The sequence below is a fragment of the Brachybacterium sp. AOP43-C2-M15 genome (assembly GCF_052446295.1).
GTDB lineage: Bacteria > Actinomycetota > Actinomycetes > Actinomycetales > Dermabacteraceae > Brachybacterium.
On the sequence record NZ_JBQSWB010000023.1, the window covers coordinates 1 to 20539 of the forward strand.

21 protein-coding genes and 3 tRNA genes are annotated in these 20539 nt (G+C 69.8%); 3 read left to right on the forward strand and 21 right to left on the reverse strand.

The features are described 5' to 3' along the window. The coding region (locus ACT3SP_RS17250; protein WP_444588555.1) for a hypothetical protein at positions 1-170 on the forward strand (170 nt) is incomplete at its 5' end. Next, positions 170-934, forward strand: a complete 765-nt coding sequence (locus ACT3SP_RS17255) for a succinate dehydrogenase iron-sulfur subunit (protein WP_444588529.1) — start codon at positions 170-172, stop codon at positions 932-934. The genes ACT3SP_RS17250 and ACT3SP_RS17255, both read left to right, overlap by 1 nt. 76 nt (positions 935-1010) lie before the next feature. On the opposite strand, the gene ACT3SP_RS17260 is transcribed toward ACT3SP_RS17255, so the two are convergent. From ACT3SP_RS17260 to ACT3SP_RS17320, 13 genes are all read right to left on the reverse strand, one after another. Beyond that, positions 1011-1877 (reverse strand): alpha/beta fold hydrolase, encoded by an 867-nt coding sequence (locus ACT3SP_RS17260; protein WP_444588530.1) that lies wholly within the window; start codon positions 1875-1877, stop codon positions 1011-1013. A 108-nt stretch (positions 1878-1985) separates the two neighbouring features. After that, on the reverse strand, positions 1986-2807 hold the full coding sequence (locus tag ACT3SP_RS17265) for an exodeoxyribonuclease III (protein WP_444588531.1): 822 nt from the start codon (positions 2805-2807) through the stop codon (positions 1986-1988). Between the two features lie 78 nt (positions 2808-2885). Beyond that, a complete protein-coding gene (locus ACT3SP_RS17270) occupies positions 2886-4046 on the reverse strand; it encodes a hypothetical protein (protein ID WP_444588532.1) in 1161 nt (386 codons plus the stop codon). Positions 4047-4472: 426 nt separating this feature from the next. Next, a complete protein-coding gene (locus ACT3SP_RS17275; RefSeq protein ID WP_444588533.1) occupies positions 4473-5810 on the reverse strand; it encodes a hypothetical protein in 1338 nt (445 codons plus the stop codon). Positions 5811-5944: 134 nt separating this feature from the next. Then, on the reverse strand, positions 5945-6838 hold the full coding sequence (locus ACT3SP_RS17280; RefSeq protein WP_444588534.1) for a bifunctional methylenetetrahydrofolate dehydrogenase/methenyltetrahydrofolate cyclohydrolase: 894 nt from the start codon (positions 6836-6838) through the stop codon (positions 5945-5947). Between the two features lie 113 nt (positions 6839-6951). Next, on the reverse strand, positions 6952-8220 hold the full coding sequence (gene glyA, locus ACT3SP_RS17285; RefSeq protein ID WP_444588535.1) for a serine hydroxymethyltransferase: 1269 nt from the start codon (positions 8218-8220) through the stop codon (positions 6952-6954). Between the two features lie 82 nt (positions 8221-8302). Next, on the reverse strand, positions 8303-9430 hold the full coding sequence (locus tag ACT3SP_RS17290; RefSeq protein WP_444588536.1) for a UDP-N-acetylmuramate dehydrogenase: 1128 nt from the start codon (positions 9428-9430) through the stop codon (positions 8303-8305). Continuing rightward, positions 9427-9960, reverse strand: coding sequence for a MaoC/PaaZ C-terminal domain-containing protein (locus ACT3SP_RS17295; protein WP_444588537.1), 534 nt, complete (start codon positions 9958-9960; stop codon positions 9427-9429). Before ACT3SP_RS17295 ends, ACT3SP_RS17290 begins: the two co-directional genes overlap by 4 nt. Positions 9961-10052: 92 nt before the next feature. Then, positions 10053-10502, reverse strand: coding sequence for a MaoC family dehydratase (locus tag ACT3SP_RS17300; protein ID WP_444588538.1), 450 nt, complete (start codon positions 10500-10502; stop codon positions 10053-10055). A 174-nt stretch (positions 10503-10676) separates the two neighbouring features. Beyond that, on the reverse strand, positions 10677-10847 hold the full coding sequence (rpmG, locus tag ACT3SP_RS17305) for a 50S ribosomal protein L33 (RefSeq protein ID WP_029360274.1): 171 nt from the start codon (positions 10845-10847) through the stop codon (positions 10677-10679). 97 nt (positions 10848-10944) lie between these two features. Next, positions 10945-11021, reverse strand: a tRNA-Met gene (locus ACT3SP_RS17310). 54 nt (positions 11022-11075) lie between these two features. Next, positions 11076-11148 (reverse strand) — tRNA-Thr (locus ACT3SP_RS17315). 85 nt (positions 11149-11233) lie between these two features. Continuing rightward, positions 11234-11315: transfer RNA gene (locus ACT3SP_RS17320), tRNA-Tyr, on the reverse strand. A gap of 217 nt (positions 11316-11532) precedes the next feature. On the opposite strand from ACT3SP_RS17320, the gene ACT3SP_RS17325 reads away from it, so the two are divergent. Further along, on the forward strand, positions 11533-12021 hold the full coding sequence (locus ACT3SP_RS17325) for a YajQ family cyclic di-GMP-binding protein (RefSeq protein ID WP_444588539.1): 489 nt from the start codon (positions 11533-11535) through the stop codon (positions 12019-12021). A gap of 171 nt (positions 12022-12192) precedes the next feature. Here the strand turns inward: ACT3SP_RS17325 and ACT3SP_RS17330 are convergent, their stop codons facing one another. From ACT3SP_RS17330 to ACT3SP_RS17365, 8 genes are all read right to left on the reverse strand, one after another. Continuing rightward, positions 12193-12462, reverse strand: coding sequence for a WXG100 family type VII secretion target (locus ACT3SP_RS17330; RefSeq protein ID WP_444588540.1), 270 nt, complete (start codon positions 12460-12462; stop codon positions 12193-12195). Positions 12463-12528: 66 nt separating this feature from the next. Continuing rightward, on the reverse strand, positions 12529-12789 hold the full coding sequence (locus tag ACT3SP_RS17335; protein WP_444588541.1) for a WXG100 family type VII secretion target: 261 nt from the start codon (positions 12787-12789) through the stop codon (positions 12529-12531). 436 nt (positions 12790-13225) lie between these two features. Next, positions 13226-13495, reverse strand: a complete 270-nt coding sequence (locus tag ACT3SP_RS17340; RefSeq protein WP_444588540.1) for a WXG100 family type VII secretion target — start codon at positions 13493-13495, stop codon at positions 13226-13228. A 66-nt stretch (positions 13496-13561) separates the two neighbouring features. Next, a complete protein-coding gene (locus tag ACT3SP_RS17345; protein ID WP_444588541.1) occupies positions 13562-13822 on the reverse strand; it encodes a WXG100 family type VII secretion target in 261 nt (86 codons plus the stop codon). 322 nt (positions 13823-14144) lie between these two features. Continuing rightward, complete coding sequence (locus ACT3SP_RS17350) at positions 14145-14627, reverse strand: hypothetical protein (RefSeq protein ID WP_444588542.1); 483 nt, start codon at positions 14625-14627, stop codon at positions 14145-14147. 117 nt (positions 14628-14744) lie between these two features. Beyond that, complete coding sequence (locus ACT3SP_RS17355) at positions 14745-15014, reverse strand: WXG100 family type VII secretion target (RefSeq protein WP_444588543.1); 270 nt, start codon at positions 15012-15014, stop codon at positions 14745-14747. Positions 15015-15223: 209 nt separating this feature from the next. Next, the gene (locus ACT3SP_RS17360) at positions 15224-19690 is read right to left on the reverse strand and encodes an FtsK/SpoIIIE domain-containing protein (RefSeq protein WP_444588544.1); all 4467 of its coding nucleotides are present in this window, start codon (positions 19688-19690) and stop codon (positions 15224-15226) included. 114 nt (positions 19691-19804) lie between these two features. After that, positions 19805-20515: a hypothetical protein gene (locus ACT3SP_RS17365; RefSeq protein ID WP_444588545.1), complete on the reverse strand. Its 711-nt coding sequence runs from the start codon at positions 20513-20515 to the stop codon at positions 19805-19807. Between the last annotated feature and the right edge of the window lie 24 nt (positions 20516-20539).

Below are 20539 nucleotides of genomic sequence, written 5' to 3' on the forward strand. Positions count from 1 at the left end.
GTGGCCACTTCCGCGAGGACTTCGACACCCGCGACGACGTCAACTACCTCGAGCACACCATGGCCTACCGCGCCCTCCCCGACGAGGAGGGCCTCGAGGGCACCCCGATCCGACTGGGCACCAAGCCCGTCGTGATCACCCGCTACGAGCCGAAGGAGCGCACGTTCTGATGACTGCTGTCGCCGAGAAGAAGCCTCAGGCCGAGTCCGGTGCCGAGGAGATCCCCTCGTTCGAGGTCACGATGCGCATCGCGCGCTACACCCCGGAGAACGACAAGGGCGTGCACTGGGAGGACTTCACCGTCACCATGCACGGCACGGACCGTGTGCTCGATGCCCTGCACGAGATCAAGTGGCACCTGGACGGCTCGCTGACCTTCCGCCGCTCCTGCGCCCACGGCATCTGCGGCTCCGACGCGATGCGGATCAACGGCCGCAACCGTCTGGCCTGCAAGACGCTGCTGAAGGACCTCGACATCGGCAAGCCGATCACCGTCGAGCCCATCAAGGGCCTGCCGGTCGAGAAGGACCTGATCGTCGACATGGAGCCGTTCTTCGACTCCTACAAGGAGGTCATGCCGTTCCTGGTGGCCGGGGGGCAGGAGCCCAGCCGTGAGCGTCTGCAGTCCGCCGAGCAGCGGGAGCGCTTCGACGACACCACCAAGTGCATCCTCTGCGCGGCGTGCACCTCCTCGTGCCCGGTGTTCTGGACCGACGGCCAGTACTTCGGCCCGGCCGCGATCGTCAACGCCCACCGCTTCATCTTCGACTCGCGCGACGACGCCGGGGAGCAGCGCCTGGAGATCCTCAACTCCAAGGAGGGCGTGTGGCGCTGCCGCACCACCTTCAACTGCACCGAGGCCTGCCCGCGCGGGATCCAGGTGACCAAGGCGATCGCCGAGGTCAAGCAGGCCGTGATCACCGGCCGCATCTGAGAGGTTCGGCCGAGCCCGGCCGCCCACAGGCTCCGAGGGGCCCCTTCGCGCTGCGGAGGGGCCCCTCGGCCGTTGCTCAGGCGTCGGCGAGCACCTCGCGGAGGCGGTCGGCGAACGCCGCCGGGTCCCCGGGGTCGGCCGGGTTCTGACGGGTGAAGCCGCCGTGATCCCCCGGGAAGGTCACCGCTTCCTGCCCGAGCAGTCCGGCGAGCGCCCGGGCGGTCCGCGCCGTGACCGACTGCCCCGTCCGCTCGCCGACGGCGATCACGATCGTGGCGGTGGAGGCGCGGAGCGTGTCGAGGTCCGGCACGTAGCCGGTGACGGGGGCGCTCGTCCCGGACAGCAGCGGGTCGTCCCGCGAGCCGTCGTCCTGGGCGGGCAGACCGAAACGGGCGGGGTCCGGCAGCGGCTGAGCGAGATAGGCGTCGGTGAACTCCCCCTGCCACATCGACATGCCGAGGAACGCTGCGAAGCCCGCGCCCCAGCCCCGCTCCTGGTAGGCACGGCCGACGGCGGCGTTCGCCTGCTCGGCCGCCTCGGCGTCCGGGAGCACGCCGAGCATGGGCGGCTCGTGCGCGACCAGCACGCGAACGTCGTCGGGGTGTGCGGTGACCAGGGCGAGGCCGGCGACCGCGCCGCCGCTGCTGGCGAACACGTCGACCGGACCGCCGAGCTCGCCGATCAGCGCATGGAGGTCCTGCGCCTGGACCCGCGGGTCGTGGAGCTCGCTGCCGTCGCTGCGGGTGCTGTCCCCCAGTCCCCGCGGGTCGTAGGTGACCACCGTCCTCCCCGGCATCTCGTCTGCGAGATCGCCGAAGCCCTCGGAGGTCATGGGCTGCCCGATCATGAGCAGCACGGGATGGCCGTCCGCAGGCGGCAGCGGACCGCGCAGGTGGTGGACGATCTCGGCGTCGGGCAGGGTCAGCGTGCGGCGGGCGGCCATGGTGGCTCCTCCGGGGATCGCCGTCCCGTCGGACCGGGGCGGTCTGCGGCCCACCGTAGATCAGGGCACGGCCGACGGGAACCGCGGGGCGGGTCCGCCGCGCAGAGCTCAGGAGTAGGAGACCACCAGCGGGGCGTGGTCGGACCAGCGGGTGTCGTAGCTGGGAGCGCGGTCCACCTGGGCGGAGGTCGCCCGGTCGCCGAGCGCCGGGGTGGTCAGCTGGTAGTCGATGCGCCAGCCGGAGTCGTTGTCGAAGGCCTTGCCGCGCTGGGACCACCAGGTGTACGGGCCGGGCACGTCCCCGGCGAGGCGACGATGGACGTCCACCCAGTCCCCTTCGACGAGCAGCCGGTCGAGGTAGGCGCGCTCCTCCGGCAGGAACCCGGCGGACTTCAGGTTGCCCTTCCAGTTCTTGATGTCGTTGTTGGCGTGAGCGATGTTGAGATCACCGGTGAGGACCACGTGGCGGCCATCGGCGCGCAGCGCGTCCAGGCGCTCCATGGCCACGTCGAGGAAGGCGTACTTGTCGGTCATGGTCTGCGGCTTCTCGGTGTTTCCCGAGTGCATGTAGCAGGAGATGACCGTGAGGTCCTTCCCGTCGCCCAGCGGGTCCTCGAGATCGGCCTCGAGCCAGCGGCCGGTGTGGGTGGGCTCGGTGAGACCGGACAGGCCGCGGCGCACGCCCTCGAGGTCGATCCGCTCGAGCGACGTGCGGGCGGCGATGGCGACGCCGTTGCGACCCTTGAGCTCGGAGACCTCTCCGACGATCGTCCACCCCTCCCCCACGAGATCGGCGAGCAGCTCCTCGGGAGCCCGCACCTCCTGGAGGGTGATGACGTCGGCCGCGGTCTCCGCGAGCCAGTCGGCCATGCCCTTGCGAGCGGCGGCCCGCAGGCCGTTGACGTTGACGGTGGCGAGGGTGAAAGTCATGCCCACCAGTATGGCAAGCTGACGCCCCTGGGCGCATCCTGGAGAGCATCCGCAAGCGCCTGGGAGATCAGTGGCAACTCAGCGGGTACCTTGCCAGAGAGGCATCATCGGTCCTCCCCATTTGATATCGAGCGGATCACCATCGATGTGGGGATCGAGGATGTTCTCAGGCGTCGAGCGCGGCTCCCCATAGGTGCCGTCCTCTCGACCCACGGACACGTCGACGGTGTCTGCGACACGGCCGTCGCCGAGGTAGTTCCGCATGGCCGGGTCGTTCTCCATCGCCCGGATCGTCTCGGCTGCCTCCCCATTCGCTCCCTGCACACTCTCGCGATAGTTCGAGACGGAGTGGTTCTTGAGCGGGTCGTTCGTCGGCGCCGGAAGGCCCACCTCATGGCGATTAGGGGGAGTGCCCTCGACGATATGCGGATTATTGTCGAGTCCGGGAACAATGTCGCCGACGGGTGTGCGGAAGAATCTTGAGGAATCAGCGAGCCACGGCGAGCTGGGGCCCTCCTCACTATTGGGGACATGAGCAAGGTTCAGCGTGGTGGTCGACGAGGGGACGTCCGCGTTCTCGACGGGGCTGCCTGCGCTCACGACGTTGGTGATGTTCCACCCGTCCGGGGCCCCGTTGATCGAGGGGTCGGCCGCCAAGTTGTTCGCGACGATCCCGCCCTGAGAGTGACCGACGAGCGCGACGTCAGCCCCCGGGGGCACACCGGCGGACTTCATGGCAGCGATGACCGCCTGCGAGGAGTCCGTCTCACGACCCTCGAGGGCCCCGGGGTTCTGATTCCAGTCCATCGGGTTCCCGTTCGCGTCGGGCCCGGTGGCGTTCCCCATGGGGCCAGTGGAGCCAGGGACGTAGACGATGTAGCGACTCCGACCGTCCTCTCCCACGACTTCCTGGACCCGGACGGTCGCCGCGTCCTTCTCGTGCGCCTTGCCGACGTCATCGAGGTTCTCGAGCAGCTCGTCGATGTTGTTCGGGTCCTTCGCATCGTCGGGCCGGGACACATCACCTGACTCGATGGGCCCGATGTCATCCGCGGGGTCGTCGTGGACTCCCAGCTCCTCGCCGAGTCGGGGCCCGAGGGAGCTCTCCACGCCGACGCCGAGAGCGATCCCGTCGGCAGTGCCCGTGAGCCCGCCCAGGATCGCGCCGATCCCTGCGCTCCCGCCGGGAAAGGCGCCCGCCACGCCGCTCATGGGGAATCCGCCCGCCGCGATGCCCATGGAAAATCCGCCCGCCGCGCCGCCCGGAGATGACGCCTGGTCCTGCTGCGCGAGTTCGTCCTGGAGCTCGGAGGCGGCGGAAGCACAGCGGTCGGACCACTCGCCGAGCAGACGCATCACGGCAGCGGACTCCTGGCGGAAGGCGTCCGCGTCCGGTCCCCTCCACGCCACCGATTCGATCTGTCCCTGCAATCGCGGGCCGACGTCCGCGACGCGAGCAGAGCCATCGACCAATCGCTCGACCTGCTCGGAGACCTGCGTGGTCTCCATCCCCCAGAATCCGGTCATGCCCCGCTCCCGACCCTCGTCCAATCCGGCACGCCGTTCCAGGCTAAGCACGGCGGGGGGCACTGGCCATGGGGAGTTCTCCCCATCAGCCGAGTTGCAGGCGCGGACGGAGCTGCGTCTCGAGATGGAGCTCGAGGACTACCGAGGGTCGTTCACCGGATCAGTGCCGACGACCGGATTCCGCAGGAGTGGCCAGCCAGGCCACGGAGCAATGTCCCAGGGATGCACGCTCTCGTCACCGTAGGTGTCCTCCTCCCTCGAGACGAGGACGTCGACCGTCGACGAGGCCGGCACGTCGCCTTCGCCCGCCAGATAGTTGCTCATCGAGTCGCTCTGTTCGAAGGCGGCGATGGCCGGATCATCGGACGCACCGATGCTGTCCTGGTACTCCGCCACACCGTGATTCGTGCTGAGGTCCCAACTCGGCCCCTGCATCTGGACTTCGGTGCGGTGCCCCGCGTTCCCGTGAAGATAGAAGTCGCCGTCCAGTTCAGGCGTCAGGTCGATCCCGAAGGGCAGGTGTGAGACCAACGGGGGGATCGGTGCAGGGAACGGGAAGGCGAGGGGTTCGCCGACATGGGCGAAGTTGATCGTGTTGGTCGTCGGGGGGACGTCCGCCCATTGCACGGGGCTCCCCACCGTGATCACATCCGTGACGTTCCAGCCATCGGGACCGCCGTTGAAGCTGGGATCCGCGGCCAGGTTCGAGACAGCTATTCCACCCTGAGAGTGCCCGACCAGGGCGACGTCAGCGCCGTACGGGATTCCTGCCGCCTCCATGGCCGCCTGGACGGCGCGCGAGGAGTCCGTGGACTGGCCCAGGAGCGCACCGGGGTTCTGGTTCCAGTCGAACGGGTTCCCGTTCACGTCCGTCATCCCGATCGTGTTGAGCATGCTGCCCTTGGATCCGGGGACGTAGACCACGTACCGCGTCTCCCCGTCAGGGCCTTCGATCGCCTGGATGCGGATCGTCGCCTCGTGATCGTCCTGCTCTCTCGCGACATGGTCGAGGTTCGTGAGCATGTCGGCGATCGAGGTGGGGACGGTCAGGTCGTCCTGGTGGGTGATGTCCTCCGGCCTGATGGGGGCGATGTCGTCGCCCGGCACGTCATAGGGCGTGGTCCGAGTTCCGAAGCCCTCAGGCGCATCGATCCTGCTGCCCAGCAGTTCGCCGAGCAGCTCCCCGGTCGAGAACTGCCTGAGCGCCCCGCCGGCAGCGGATGCGCTCTCTTGCGCCTTGGCGTGTGCGCGCAGTGCGGTGCTCTCCGAGCGGCATCGCAGAGACCTCTCGAGGATCCGGGCGTGCACTCCGCCCAGCTGGGCACGGAACGCGTCGGCGTCCGGGCCGGTCCATTCGGCCGTACTCGCTGCCCGCTGGAGCATTTGGCCGATCGTTCGAAGCGCGGCAGCTCCGGCCTCCATCCGGCTGGCGTGCTCGCGCCCCCGCTCGACGTCCATCCCCCAGAACCCGCTCATGACTCCTCTTCGTCCGCTCCTTCGTCACTCCCTAAGACCAGGAACGATAGGGGTCACGAGGCACGCGCGCCATGGGGAGAGGTGCCCGGGGAGCTCTCCACGGGCAGCTCTTCACGGGGAGTCGTGCCCCGGCTTCAGACCTCGATCCCGGCGGCGTGCTCGGCGGCCTCGACGACGTTGCTGACCAGCAGCGCACGGGTCATGGGGCCGACGCCTCCGGGGTTCGGGCTGATCCAGGAGGCGACCTCGGCGGCCGCCGGATCGACGTCGCCGACGAGCTTCGCCTTGCCGCCGTCGGGGTCCTCCTGGCGGGAGACGCCCACGTCCAGCACGATCGCACCGGGCTTGACGTCCTCGGGCCGTACCAGGTGGGCGACGCCCGCGGCGGCGACGATCACGTCGGCCCGGCGCAGGTGCGAAGGCAGGTCCACGGTGCCGGTATGGGTGAGGGTCACGGTCGCGTTGACGGCGCGGCGGGTCATGAGCGCGCCGATGGAGCGGCCGACGGTCACGCCGCGGCCGATCACCACGACGTCCTTGCCCTTGAGGTCGATGTCGTGACGCAGGAGCAGCTCGATGACGGCCCGGGGCGTGCACGGCAGCGGGGTGTGGATCGGCGAGTAGGCATTGAGCACCAGGCGGCCGAGGTTCGTGGGGTGGAGGCCGTCGGCGTCCTTGGCGGGATCGATCCTCTCGAGGATCGCATCGGTGTCGATGTGCTCCGGAAGCGGCAGCTGCACGATGTAGCCGGTGCAGGCGGGATCGGCGTTCAGCTCGTCCACGACCGCCTCGACGTCCGCCTGCGTGGCCTCGGCCGGCAGCTGCTTCTGGATCGAGTGCAGTCCGATCTGCTCGCTGTCGCGGTGCTTCCCGCGCACGTAGGCGGCACTGCCGGGGTCGTCGCCGACCAGCACGGTGGCGAGTCCGGGACGGGGATGACCGGCGTCGACGAGTCGCGCGATGCGCTCGGCCAGCTCCTCCTTGATCGCCTTCGCCGTGGCCTTGCCGTCGAGGATCTGGGCCGTCATGTGGCGCTCCTTGGATGAGAGGGATGGAGGGTTCGGACGGGGGCGGGGCGGCGGCGGACCGCCGGGGACCGTGCTGGGGCCCGGTGCCGCGGCACCGGGCCCCACCACGTCGCTCAGTACTGCTGGAGCTCCGCGTACAGGGGCTTCGCCGCGGCGAGGGCCTCGGTGCGCGCCCGCAGGGACGCGAGGTCCGCGCCATCGGTGAGGGCGAGGGCGATGATGTCGGCGACCTCGGTGAACTCCGCGGCGCCGAAGCCCCGCGTGGCCAGGGCCGGGGTGCCGATGCGCAGCCCCGAGGTGACGCGCGGCGGGCGCGGGTCGTTGGGGACGGCGTTGCGGTTCACGGTGATGCCGACCTCGTGGAGGCGGTCCTCGGCCTGCTGGCCGTCGAGCTCGCTGTCCACGAGGTCCACCAGCACGAGGTGCACGTCGGTGCCGCCGGAGATGACCTTCACCCCGGCCGCCTTCGCATCCTCGGCCTGGAGGCGCTCGGCGAGGATCTTCGCGCCCTCGAGCGTGCGGGCCTGGCGGTCCGTGAAGTCCTCGGAGGCGGCGATCTTCAGCGCGACGGCCTTGGCGGCGATCACGTGCATGAGCGGGCCGCCCTGCTGGCCGGGGAACACGGCGGAGTCGATCTTCTTCGCCCACTTCTCGGTGCACAGGATCATGCCGGAGCGGGGCCCGCCGATGGTCTTGTGGATCGTGGTCGAGACGACGTCCGCGTAGGGGACCGGGCTCGGGTGCAGGCCCGCGGCGACGAGACCTGCGAAGTGCGCCATGTCCACCCACAGCGCGGCGCCGACCTCGTCGGCGATCTCCCGGAACCTCGGGAAGTCGAGCTGGCGGGTGTAGGCGGACCAGCCGGCGACGATCACCTTGGGCCGCTCGGCCACGGCCTGCTCGCGCACCTTGTCCATGTCGATGAGGCCCGTGCCGGGCTCGGTCTCGTAGGCGACGATGTCGTAGAGCCGGCCCGAGAAGTTGATCTTCATGCCGTGGGTGAGGTGGCCGCCGTGCGCGAGCGACAGGCCCATCAGCTTGTCGCCGGGCCGGGCGAGGGCGTGCATGACCGCGGCGTTCGCGGAGGCGCCCGAGTGGGGCTGCACGTTCGCGTGCTCAGCGCCGAAGAGCTCCTTCGCGCGGTCGATCGCGATCTGCTCGGCGATGTCCACCTCCTCGCACCCGCCGTAGTAGCGACGGCCCGGGTAGCCCTCGGCGTACTTGTTGGTCAGGACCGAGCCCTGCGCCTGCAGCACGGCGCGCGGCACGAAGTTCTCGCTCGCGATCATCTCCAGCGTGCGCTGCTGCCGGGCGAGCTCCCGGTCGAGCACCTGGGCGATGTCGGGGTCGAGATCGGAGATGGACTGGTCGAGGACGTTCACAGGGCCTCCTGCAGTGACGGGTCGGGACGGCGGGCACCGTCCCGACATCCTAGGCGGGCGGGGTCGCTCCCCGCGGGTCGGCTCAGAGTTCGAGGCCGAGACGGACGGGCTCGGGGACCAGGTGCACGCCGAAGGCGCCCTCCACCCGTCCCTGGACGTCGCGGGCGAGCTCTGCGAGGTCGTCGCTGGTGGCGTCTCCGCGATTGGTCAGGGCCAGGGAGTGCTTGGAGGAGACGGCGGCCCGCTCCCCCAGCGCATGGCCGCGCTCGATGCCGGAGTGGCTGATGAGCCAGGCGGCGCTGGTCTTGACCCGTCCTTCCCCGGCGTCGAAGCGCGGCGCCTCCGCGGGCAGGCGCTCGGCCTCGGCCGCCTCCAGGATCGGGTTGGTGAAGAACGAGCCCGCGCTCCAGGTGTCGTGGTCGGCGGGGTCCAGCACCATCCCCTTGGAGGCACGGACCCGCAGCACCGCCTCGCGGACCTCCGACATCGGTGCCCGCTCGCCGACCTGCACTCCGAGGGTCTCGGCGAGCTGCGCGTAGCGGACAGGCGCCGACAGCGAGCCGATGGTGTGCTGGAAGGTCACCGAGAGCACCACGTAGCGACCGGTGGCCGAGGGCACCGGTCCGCCGTAGCGGGTGCGCTTGAAGACGCTGTCGCGGTAGGAGAAGTCGCAGTCGGCGGCGAAGAAGGTGCGCACGGCGTTCTCCTCACGGTCCCAGGTGCGCACGCGGGAGATGGTCGCGGAGACCTCCTGCCCGTAGGCGCCGACGTTCTGGATCGGGGTGGCGCCGACGGTGCCGGGGATGCCGGAGAGCGCCTCGATGCCGACCATCTCGCGGGCGATCGCGTAGCGCACCGCACGATCCCAGTTCACGCCCGCGAAGTGCTCGACGATCGCGCCCCCGCAGGTGGGGTCCAGCGGGGTGAGCTCGGCGGGGTCCACGGGGATGCCGTCCGGCTCCCCGGAGGCGCCGACCTCGCAGGTGGCGTCCAGCAGCGGCGGCTCCTCGGGGTCGCGCAGCAGCACCACGGTGCCCTCGAAGGGCGCGTCGGAGGCGACCAGGTTCGATCCGCCGCCGAGCACCAGGACCTGCTCGCCGGCGGCGTCCGCGGCGGAGACCGCCTCGATCACCTCGTCGGCGCTGCGCGCCTCGATCAGCGTCCGGATCTCGCCGCCGATGCGCAGGGTGGTCAGGTCGGCGAGCCTCATGCGGCGCCCGCCGCGTCCTGCGCCGAGGCGGGGGTCGCACCGGAGCCGGCAGCGGAGTCGGCGGCGTCGTCCGAGGAGCCGCCGGGCAGGGCGATCGTCGCGCGGGCGCGTCCGAGCACCTTGGTGCCGTCCACCTCGGCGGTGAGGTCCACTCGTGCGGTGCCGGCCGACTCGTCGATCGCGCCGACGACCGCGACGACGTCGAGGGTCGCGCTGCCGATGGCGGGCACCAGGACCGGGGAGGTGAAGCGGGTGGAGTAGGCGCGCACCGCGGCGGGGTCGACGACGGCGTCGAGCAGGCCGGTGATCGCCGTGCCCATGGTGAGCATGCCGTGGGCGATGACGCCCGGCAGACCGGCCTCGGCGGCGACGGCGTCGTTGTAGTGGATGGGGTTGAAGTCGCCGGAGGCCCCGGCGTAGCGCACCAGGGTGTCGCGGGAGATCTCGTGGCGGGTGCGGGCGAGCTCCTGGCCGACGACGAGGTCGGCGAGATCCGCTGAGGTCGAGGGGGCGGCGGGGCTGGAAGTCATGTCTGCTCCTGGTTTCCGGGGAGGCGGGCGGGTGACGGGTCCGACGGCGGGGTCCGACGGCGGGGTCCGCGGAGTGCGGCCCCGAGGGCGGGTCAGTCCCCGCGGACGACGAGCAGGCTGCGGACGCTCGCGACCTCGGCTCCGGCCTCGTCGGCGATGTCGACGCGGGTGGTGACCATGGCGTGCCCGCCGGCTGCCCGGATCGACTCGACGGTCAGGGTCGGGACCAGGCGGTCGCCGGCGACCACAGGGCGCTGCAGGGTGAAGGACTCCTCGCCGTGGACGACGCGCGAGAAGTCGATGCCGGAGGCGGGGTCCTCGACGTACTGCGCCTCGGTCGCCTGTGCGAGGGAGACCAGGAAGGTCGGGGGCGCGATGACGCCGGGGTGCCCCGCCTCACCGGCGGCCTCGGGATCCGTGTGCAGCGCGGAGGAGGCACCGGTGGCGCGAGCGAACTCGGCGATCTTCGCGGCCGAGACGGTGTGCACGGGGCCGGCCGGGTAGGAGCGCCCGGCGAAGGAGGGATCGGGGGTGGTGGTCATGTCGTCTCCCGAGGTCGGGTCGGCCGGGGCCGACGGATGCGGTCCCCTCGATCATCTCACCGTCGGGAGCGGGCGGCGGTCACTCCGCGCCGCACCGCATCGGCCTCTCTCCGGACGCGACGAAGGCCACCCGGATGTCTCCGGGTGGCCTTCGTCGAGAAGCGGTGGGCCCGCTCAGCGGGTCTCGCGGTGAGCCGTCTGCTTGCCGCAGGTCGGGCAGAACTTGGAGAGCTCGAGCCGATCCGGGGTGTTGCGACGGTTCTTCTTGGTGATGTAGTTGCGCGCCTTGCAGTCGACACACGCCATGGTGATCTTGGGACGCACGTCAGAGCTCTTGCTCGCCACGGTTCGCCTCTTTCGTCCGGGTGGCGCGCCCGGCGGCGCACCTCGTGGGTCCCCGTGCTCGGGGGATGTGGATTCTGCACGCCGGTGATGACCGGTGTGGTACCGAGGGCGGGGATCGAACCCGCGACCTCACGATTATGAGTCGTGCGCTCTAACCGTCTGAGCTACCCCGGCGTGACCGATGAAACGGCCCGATCTCGAATGAGACCGGGCCGCCGCATCCATCAGAGCCCTGAAAGGGAATCGAACCCTTGACCTTCTCCTTACCATGGAGACGCTCTGCCGACTGAGCTATCAGGGCAACCCGGTGAACTTTACCCACCTCGCTGCCCGGAGGCAATTCGGGGGTGAGCCCCGGTGCTTCGGATCACATGGACCCTCCGCCGTGGCAGATGAGGGATTCGAACCCCCGTAGGCAATGCCAGCTGATTTACAGTCAGCTCCCTTTGGCCGCTCGGGTAATCTGCCGTGACTGCTCCCGCCATCCATCGGGCCGTGGTCCGATGGCCGCCGGAAGCGGACCTGGACCAGCATACCGGGGCCGCGCCGATGGCGCGAACCCGAGAGCGCCTCCGAGCGCATGAAGAGCATCACAGACTGTGCCAGGCTGGTGGGCGGCGCTCGCGAAGGCGCACGAGACAACGACGCGGCGGCCGCCCCCGAAGGCCGCCCGAAGGAGGCACCCATGGCTGATTCATCGTTCGACATCGTCAGCAAGCTCGACCGTCAGGAGATCGACAACGCCGTCAACCAGGCTGTCAAGGAGGTCGGCCAGCGCTACGACTTCCGGGGCACCGGGGCGTCCGTCACCCTCAGCGGGGACGAGATCGTCCTGACCGCGAATGCGGAGGAGCGGGTGCTCGCCGTCCTCGACGTGCTGCAGTCCAAGCTGATCCGTCGAGGCATCTCCCTCAAGGCCCTCGACGTGGGAGAGCCGAAGCAGTCCGGCAAGGAGGTGCGCCTGAGCGCCGCCCTCAAGGAGGGCATCAGCTCCGAGGACGCCAAGAAGATCTCCAAGCTGATCCGGGACGAGGGCCCCAAGGGCGTCAAGCCCCAGATCCAGGGCGACGAGCTGAGGGTCTCCTCGAAGAAGCGCGACGATCTGCAGGAGGTCATCGCCCTGCTGAAGGGCAAGGACCTGGACGTCGCGCTCCAGTTCATCAACTACCGCTGAGCCGGCACCGTCGATCGGACCGGCGCGGCAGGTCCGATCGAGGCGATGTCGCCGACGGGGAACGGGAGCCAGGACGTCGCTCCCGCACCCGGGAGCAGCAGAGGGCCCCGTATCCGTCCTCGGATACGGGGCCCTCGCGCGTCGCTCAGAACAGACGCACCACCGAGCAGATCACTGCTGGTTCGACGTGGTGTCCTGCTCCTCAGCATGCTGAGTCAGCTCATTGCCCTTGGTCTGCAGACCATTGACCAGCTCCGCCACAGCACCACCGGTGAAGCTGTTCCACTCATCCCGGTACGCGTCGTAGTCCGGACCGACCCACTCCACCGAGTTCACGATGCTCGTCACGTTGTCGATCGCCTCGAGGATCTGCTCGCCCGCCTCGGTCACAGCCTGCGCAACCTCGCGACCCTCTTCCGGATTCATGCCCTTGAAAGCCATGTCAAACCCCTTTCGCCCTGTCTCAGAGCAGCCAAACTAAGAAAGAAAAGAACGGAAAACCGTGGATCAGGAAGACGCCTCGCGCTGCTGCTGAGCATTCCGGGTCCCACGCTCGGAGAAGTCACCAAGCTGCTGAACCACCTGCTGCACCAACTGACCGAGAGTGTCCGAGAACTCACTCACGAAACGATCGCGGTCCTCACCCGTCCAGTCGAACTCCTGCACACGCGACGAAACCTGCTGAAAGGTCTGCTGAACCCGATCGCTGGAATCCTGGATCTGCTGCGCCATCTGCTCAACAGACTCCGGAGTCATGCCCTTCTTCATGGTGTCCTCCATGTCGTAGTGAAAACTAGGCCCCACCCACCGGACCCGACCTCCACGGCCGCTGACCGCTTCCTCGACCCTGTCCCCCAGGTGATGACACCACCCTAGAGGGACCACCACCACATGGCGATGGGGACAACTCCCCATGCTCCTCCCCATCCCGCGGAGAAGCATTTCCGCAGGTGAAGGTCGTGATCGGCGAATCGCAGCACTGTGGACAACCCGCGACTGCCCACCCCGCGGCGGGGCGCTCCGGACCGCGTCGGGCCGCCTGCCGCAGTCGCCGCCGCCGGCGCCGGCGCACGAGCGCAGGCGCAGTCCCCGTCGCGGACGCACCCACCGCCGCAGGCGCAGCCGTGACAGCAGAGGGCCCCGTATCCGTCCTCGGATACGGGGCCCTCGCGCGTCGCTCAGAACAGACGCACCACCGAGCAGATCACTGCTGGTTCGACGTGGTGTCCTGCTCCTCAGCATGCTGAGTCAGCTCATTGCCCTTGGTCTGCAGACCATTGACCAGCTCCGCCACAGCACCACCGGTGAAGCTGTTCCACTCATCCCGGTACGCGTCGTAGTCCGGACCGACCCACTCCACCGAGTTCACGATGCTCGTCACGTTGTCGATCGCCTCGAGGATCTGCTCGCCCGCCTCGGTCACAGCCTGCGCAACCTCGCGACCCTCTTCCGGATTCATGCCCTTGAAAGCCATGTCAAACCCCTTTCGCCCTGTCTCAGAGCAGCCAAACTAAGAAAGAAAAGAACGGAAAACCGTGGATCAGGAAGACGCCTCGCGCTGCTGCTGAGCATTCCGGGTCCCACGCTCGGAGAAGTCACCAAGCTGCTGAACCACCTGCTGCACCAACTGACCGAGAGTGTCCGAGAACTCACTCACGAAACGATCGCGGTCCTCACCCGTCCAGTCGAACTCCTGCACACGCGACGAAACCTGCTGAAAGGTCTGCTGAACCCGATCGCTGGAATCCTGGATCTGCTGCGCCATCTGCTCAACAGACTCCGGAGTCATGCCCTTCTTCATGGTGTCCTCCATGTCGTAGTGAAAACTAGGCCCCACCCACCGGACCCGACCTCCACGGCCGCTGACCGCTTCCTCGACCCTGTCCCCCAGGTGATGACACCACCCTAGAGGGACCACCACCACATGGCGATGGGGACAACTCCCCGTGCAGAGGTCCCCGTGCAGAGCTCCTCGTGCGGAAGCCCTCGGCGCCGCTCGCCTCGGGCGCTCCGTCGCGGGCCGCGCCGTCACGGGCCGCGCCGGCGCGCGCCGTCCTCCTCCCGGGATGCAGAACGGCCCCGGTTCCGCCTGAGCGGATCCGGGGCCGTCGCGACCTCGTCGGTCAGCTGAGGTCCACGCTCACCGAGTCCTGGATGGTGCGGACGGTCTCGATCTCCTCGTCGGCGCTCTCGGCGCCGCAGCTCCCCACGATCTCCAGCACGTCCTTGGCGACCCCCGCGCGGTCGATGACGGCGTAGCGCGCGGCCTGCACCACGGTGGGCCGGCCCGGCTGCGTGTAGCCGTACTCGCTCGCGATCCAGGTGGTCCCCTCCACCTCGATCTCACCCGTGCCGAGCTCCTCGAGCTCGGGCAGGGCGGCCTTGCGCTGCTCGAGACCGGACTTGGCCGCCTCGAGCGTGAAGTCCGGGCCGAAGCGCTGCACGGTCACGACGACGTTGGCGCGGAACTGCCCCTCCACCCGCGGCTGCGCCACGGCGAGCTGCACCCCGGGGACCGTCAGCGTCTCCCAGCCGTCCGGCACCTCGACGGCGATCCGCGGAGGACCGGGGAACTCAGCGCTCGGGTATTCGATCGTCCTGGACATTTGACAGCTCCGTTCGTCCCACCTCTGACGGCGACAAACATATCAGGGACGCACGAGGCCCGAACCGCGCTGCGTCCGGACCCCGTGCACCGGTCGCGCGAGCCCGGAGGTGCCCCGTCAGTTCGACGAGGTCGCCTCCTGCTCGGCGGCGTTGCGGTCCGCGGTGTCGCCGAGCTCGCTGACGGCGTTCATGATCTGCTGCAGCGCGGGGATCATCTCCCCCGACCACTGGCCGCGGAAGCGGTCCGCGTCCGGGCCGGTCCAGTCCACGCCCTCGAGGCCGGAGGTCAGCTCCTGCTCGATCCGCGTGATCTCCTCCGCCGCATCACGCAGCTGGGCCGACATCCGCCGGACCTCTTCGACGTTCATACCCTTCGTGGCGTTCACGGTTCGGGTTCCCCTTCCTGATGGCTCTCGCCCGCGCTCCGATCCGGTGCACCGGCCTGATGTCGTGGTCGACAGGAATCACTGTAGGGCGAACCGCGAGCACCGACCATGGGGAGGAGTCCCCATGGGGACGGCGGCGCCGAGGGCCGCCTCCGGCCACCGGGGTTCGGCGCGGACCGCCCCGCGCCGTGACCGCCGACCTCCGAGGATCATCCGGTGGTGATCTGTGCGACCTGCAGTTTCAGTGCCCGTCCGCTGTGGACGAGGAAGCCGCGCCCGGGCGGGAAGTCCGCCCGACGGATCCTCCCCAATCCGGTGCCGAGCAGCGAGTCCCCATCCATGTCGCTGGGCTGCAGCAGCAGCCCGCGGCGCCCGGCCTTGAAGGGCTGGGCGAGCACGTAGGCCTGCGACCACGAGGCCGACTCGTTCTCGCCCACCACGAACTGACCCTCTCGGGTGCTGGCCCGGATCAGCTTGTCCAGATCGTTCTCGACGCCCGACCCGGTGAAGTCCGCGACCCCGTCGATGAACAGGGCGAGCTTGCCCTCGCCGACGCCCCCGGCCTCGATGGTCCGGCGCAGCTGGGCCGCGAGGTCCCGGACGGTGTCCGGGTCCGAGGCCTCGACGTCCCAGATCGGCAGTCCCGTCAGCGGCGTGCGGCGCGAGGAGAAGCGCACCAGACGCATGGGCTCGTCCATGGCCTTGAGCCCGGTGGCGATGGTCAGTATCGCGGTCGTGCGGCCGGAGCCCATCGGTCCGGTGACCATGAACGCCCCGCGCGGCTCGTAGGTGAGCTCGCCGAGGGTCTCGTCGGCCTGGCCCAGCACCGGCATTCCGCGGACCGTCGGGCGCAGGGACGAGAACTCCACCCGCTCGGGCAGGCGCTCGATCGCCGGCGCCTCGGGCACCCCGGCGCGGCGCATGGCCTTGGCGAGCTTGGCGACCTCGCGGGACTGGATGGCGACGTTGGAATCGCCGCCGTGCACCGCGATCTGCACCTCGTGCCCGCCCTGGATGGCGCGGCCCGGAGGCGAGTTGCCGTCCAGCACGTCCTTGGGCTCGCTGAATCCCGCGTAGTCGTCGGCGCTGGCCATGCGGTGGATGAGCCGGCGCTGGATCGAGGAGCCCAGAGAGGTGGGGATCGCGTTGGGGCGGTCGCCGGTGACGATGACGTGCACGCCCACCTGACGGCCGTCGGTCGCGATCTGCACGAAGGCGGTGAACCACTTCGAGAGGTTCGAGTAGTCGTAGGCCTCGCGGAAGGCTGCCATGCCGTCGACCAGCAGCAGGATGCGGGGCGTGTCGGGCTCGCCGGCGAGCTCGCGGTACTCGGAGACCGAGCCCGCGCGCATCTTCGCGAAGACCTTCGCGCGCTCGTCGATCAGCTCGCGCAGGGTGCGCAGGAGACGGATCACGCGCTCCTCGTCGTCCCCGGGGATGATCGAGCCCACGTGCGGCATCTCCTCGAGCATCGTCAGTCCCGAGGCGCCGAAGTCCAGGCCGTACACGTGGACCGGTCCGCCGCGCACCGTCGAGGCGGCGGAGATCGCGAAGGTGCGCAGGGTGGTCGACTTGCCGGAGCCGCCGGTGCCGTAGATGGCCATGTTGCCGTCACGGTCGGGGAAGTACGAGAGGGTCGGCTGGGCCTGGTCCTCGGGCACGTCCATGACGCCGAGCAGGAGCTCCTCGTCGGTGCGTCGGCTGGGCAGCCGCGAGAGGTCGTAGGCGTCGGCCAGCTCGGACAGCCACGGTTTGCGCGGCGCGGGCACGCCGGCGTTCTCCGCCGCGGCCATGACCGTGGCCACCACGCGGGCGATGTCGTTGGGGCCGGGGTCCTCGACCTCCTTGGTGGGCGGGGAGGGGATGTCCCACTGCTCGCCCGTGCCGAAGTCCTTCTCCACGATGTCGATCCGGGCACGCTCGGGCTCGTGGGTGGTCCAGCCCCCGGCATACCCGGTCTGGAAGGTGGCGATCCTGCCGGGGCCCGTCTTCGCCGCGGCGCGGCCCGGGATCCCCGGATCGAAGTGCGCGGCCATCTTGTCACCGAGGATGTCCTTGGAGTCTGCCTCGTCGGCCATGCGCAGCGCGATGCGCAGGTTCGTGTTCGCGCGCAGGTTGTCCTTGATGACGCCGGCGGGCCGCTGGGTGGCCAGGATCAGGTGCAGGCCCAGGGAGCGGCCTCTCGCGGCGACGTCGACGACCCCGTCCACGAACTCGGGGATCTCCTTGGCCAGCGCCGCGAACTCGTCGACGATGATGATCAGGCTGGGCGGCGCCTCGGGGTCCCCGGTGCGCTCGAGGGAGACCAGGTCCTTGGCCTTCTTGCGGTTCAGCAGGTGCTCGCGGTGGTGGAGCTCGGCGCGCAGCGAGGTCAGCGCACGCCGGACCAGGTGCTGGGACAGGTCGGTGACCAGGCCGACGGTGTGCGGCAGGTCCACGGCATCGGCGAAGGCCGCGCCGCCCTTGTAGTCCACGAACAGGAAGGTGACCCGGTCCGGGCTGTGCGCCGTGGCCATCCCCATCACCCAGGCCTGCAGGAACTCCGACTTGCCGGCGCCGGTGGTGCCGCCCACCAGGGCGTGCGGACCGTTGGTGCGCAGGTCGAGGTGGAAGGCGTCCTGTCCGTTGTGCCCGATGAGACCGCGCAGGTTCGCGTCGTGCTTGCGCCGCTGGGGCTCGGAGCCGTCGCGCGGGGTGAGGGAGTTGTTCTCCTTCCACCGCTCGATGATGTAGTTCGGGTCCTCGGCCATCTGCATGCCGCCGAGCTTGAGGTAGGAGATCGCCCGCGGGAGGTCCGAGTCGTCGTCGATCGGGACGCCGGCGTCGACCACCGGCGAGAGGTGGCGCGCCACTCCCGAGGCGACGTCGACGGAGACGGTCTCGACGGTGACGGGGTAGTACCGCTCCCCCACGCGCACGTGCCCGGCGCTCGCCCCCTCGACGGACTCCTCGACGGAGACGTAGGTGCGGCAGGCCGCCGGGAGCGCGGCGACGTTGGAGGCGCACCAGATGACGTGGACGCCCACGTCCGGTCCGCGCTCGGCGATGCGCACCAGGCGCGCCCGGTCCACCGGGGCGTCGTCCTCGATGACGACCACGAGGTTCGGCGCGGCCGGCTCGGGCGGCACCTCCGGGTCCTGGGTGATGTCGACGGTCATCGGGGTGCGCAGCGCGGGGGGTGCGTCGCCGGCCCGCTGCTCGATCAGCTCCTCGATGCGGGACAGCAGGGACGTGCCGCGTCCGGGGGTGTCGGCGAGGTGGTCCCCGGGCAGCGGGGAGTGAGGGCTCGAGGTGTGCGGGAGCCATTTGAGCCACTGCCACATGTCGCGGCTGGAGCGGGAGGTGATCGCCGCGATCGCGACCTCGGCCGGGGAGTGCAGCGCGAAGATCTGGGTGACGATGCCGCGAGCGACGCCGTCGGCCTCGTCGCCGCCGCCGGCGACCCCGAGGTTCCCCGCGTATCTCAGCTCCGCGACCACCGGCACCCCGGCGATCATCCTGTACTCCTCGTTCATGTCGTCGAGCATGTCGTAGTACAGGGGGATGGCGTCGTTCTCGCCGGGCATGTCGATGCCCACGCGGGACTCGGCGATGCCCAGCCCCAGCCGGACGGTGCCGAAGGCGTTGTGCTCCGGGCGGTGCGTCCACAGCAGGCGCCCGAGCCGGAAGGCGGCGTCGACGGTGTCGGCCGCCGACGGCGTCTCGACCAGACGCACCGCCCGTTCGAGGTCCTGGGCGGCGGTGACCCGCCGCTTGAGGGAGGCCAGACCTTCCTCGAAGTTCTTGATCTGGCGCTCGAGCACCTTCTTCTGCTGGAACTTCCGGTTCAGATATCCCGCGGTGGCCATCATCGGCATCATGAACACGAACATGAGCGAGAACGGGCTGCGGGTCATCGAGAACATGAAGCCGCCCATGAGGATGGGGGCGAACATCATGAAGATCGGGAAGAACTGCGGCTGCGGCTCCCTCGGCGGCGTCGGGGCCTTGAGCGGCCGGTAGGGGAAGCGGGGCACGACGCGCGGGGAGCGGTTGTACTCGACCACCGGCGAGCTCGGCGCGGTCCCGCCCAGTCTGTGCAGGGCGATGATGGAGAAGGTGGTCTGGCCGATCAGCACGGTGTCGGAGGGGCCGATGACCGCGCGCTGCACCTGCTCGCCGCCGATCACGACCCCGTTGGAGGAGTGCAGGTCGACGATCTCGATCGAGTCGCCGACGTTGATGCGCGCGTGCCGCTTGGAGAGCATCGGGTCAGCGATGCGGATGTCGAGATCGCCTTCGCGTCCGACGACGCTCGAGCCGGACGGGAGCGGGAACTCCCGTCCCGCCTCCGGCCCCGAGAGCACCCGCATCAGGGCCACCGCCGCGCCCCGGGACTCCGAGCGGGTCGCGTACTCCGTCGAGGACCGTGCGATGGACACCACGCTGCCCGAGCGCAGACCTGCCTGGATCAGATCGATCTCGCGGTCCAGGGAGCGCACGCCCTTCGCGCCGGGGCCCGCCCCGGGGTCCTGGACCTGGAGCGTGAGCCCTTCGGGGGCCTCGACGTCGTTGCGCAGCGGGTCGGCGAGGTAGAGGGCGTTGGCGACGTCGGCGACGGTCGCGGTGGCGTCGGCGGTGACCTCGAGGTCGGTCAGCCGGTCCTCGGGCCTGCGCAGCGTGAGCTTGATGCGCATCGGTGATCCTCCCCCTGGCGGGCCCCGGGCCCGCCTGTCGGGACGCCCCGGCGGGCGGCCCGTTCCATCAGTGTCCGTCGCGGCACCGGCCGTCCTCGGGGGACGGCCCGGCGGTCAGTCGTCGTCCGTGTCCTCGGCGTGGTCCAGCAGCGGCAGGTCCTCGGAGGTCACCAGTCGAGAGAACACGGCGTGCTCGACCAGGCGTGCCCGGCGGTTGCTGGCGAGCTTCCCGGGCCCCCCGCGCAGTCCGCGCACGCCCAGCCGGTCGAGCTTGTCGCAGACGTTGTCCAGCTTGCGGTTGAACTTCGTCAGCTGCCATCCCAGTCGCTTCGAGGCCTGGGCGGAGGTCGGCACGGAGCTCATACCGGAGCCCTCCCGGGTGAGCATCGGCTCGGCCAGGGCGAGGATGAGGAGCTTCTGGCTCGGGGTGAGCTGCACGGATCCCATCGTCGTCTCCCCCACCGGGTCGTCCGGTCCTGCGATGCGGGCGAACTCCGGGGACTCCGCGTGCACCGAGAGGTCGTAGGTGGTGGGACCGGCGGTGAAGACCACCTTGGTCACGTCGAACACGAGCGGGATGCGGGCTCCGGGCGCGAGCCACGCCTGCATCGAGCCGGTGCCGTCGGTGATGGTGGCGGACAGCCGCGCCCCGATGTTCACCAGCCACCACATCGACTCGACCTGGACGATGGTGAGGAACCGCCGGTGCAGGAACGCGTTGTCCTCGTCCACGGTGAGGTCGGCCTCCCGACCGATGGTGAGCTCCTCCCCGTCCTCGACGCGGTACCACTCCCCGCAGAACTCCACCGAAATCGTCGACGCCATCGTCAACCGTCCCCTCTGTCGTCC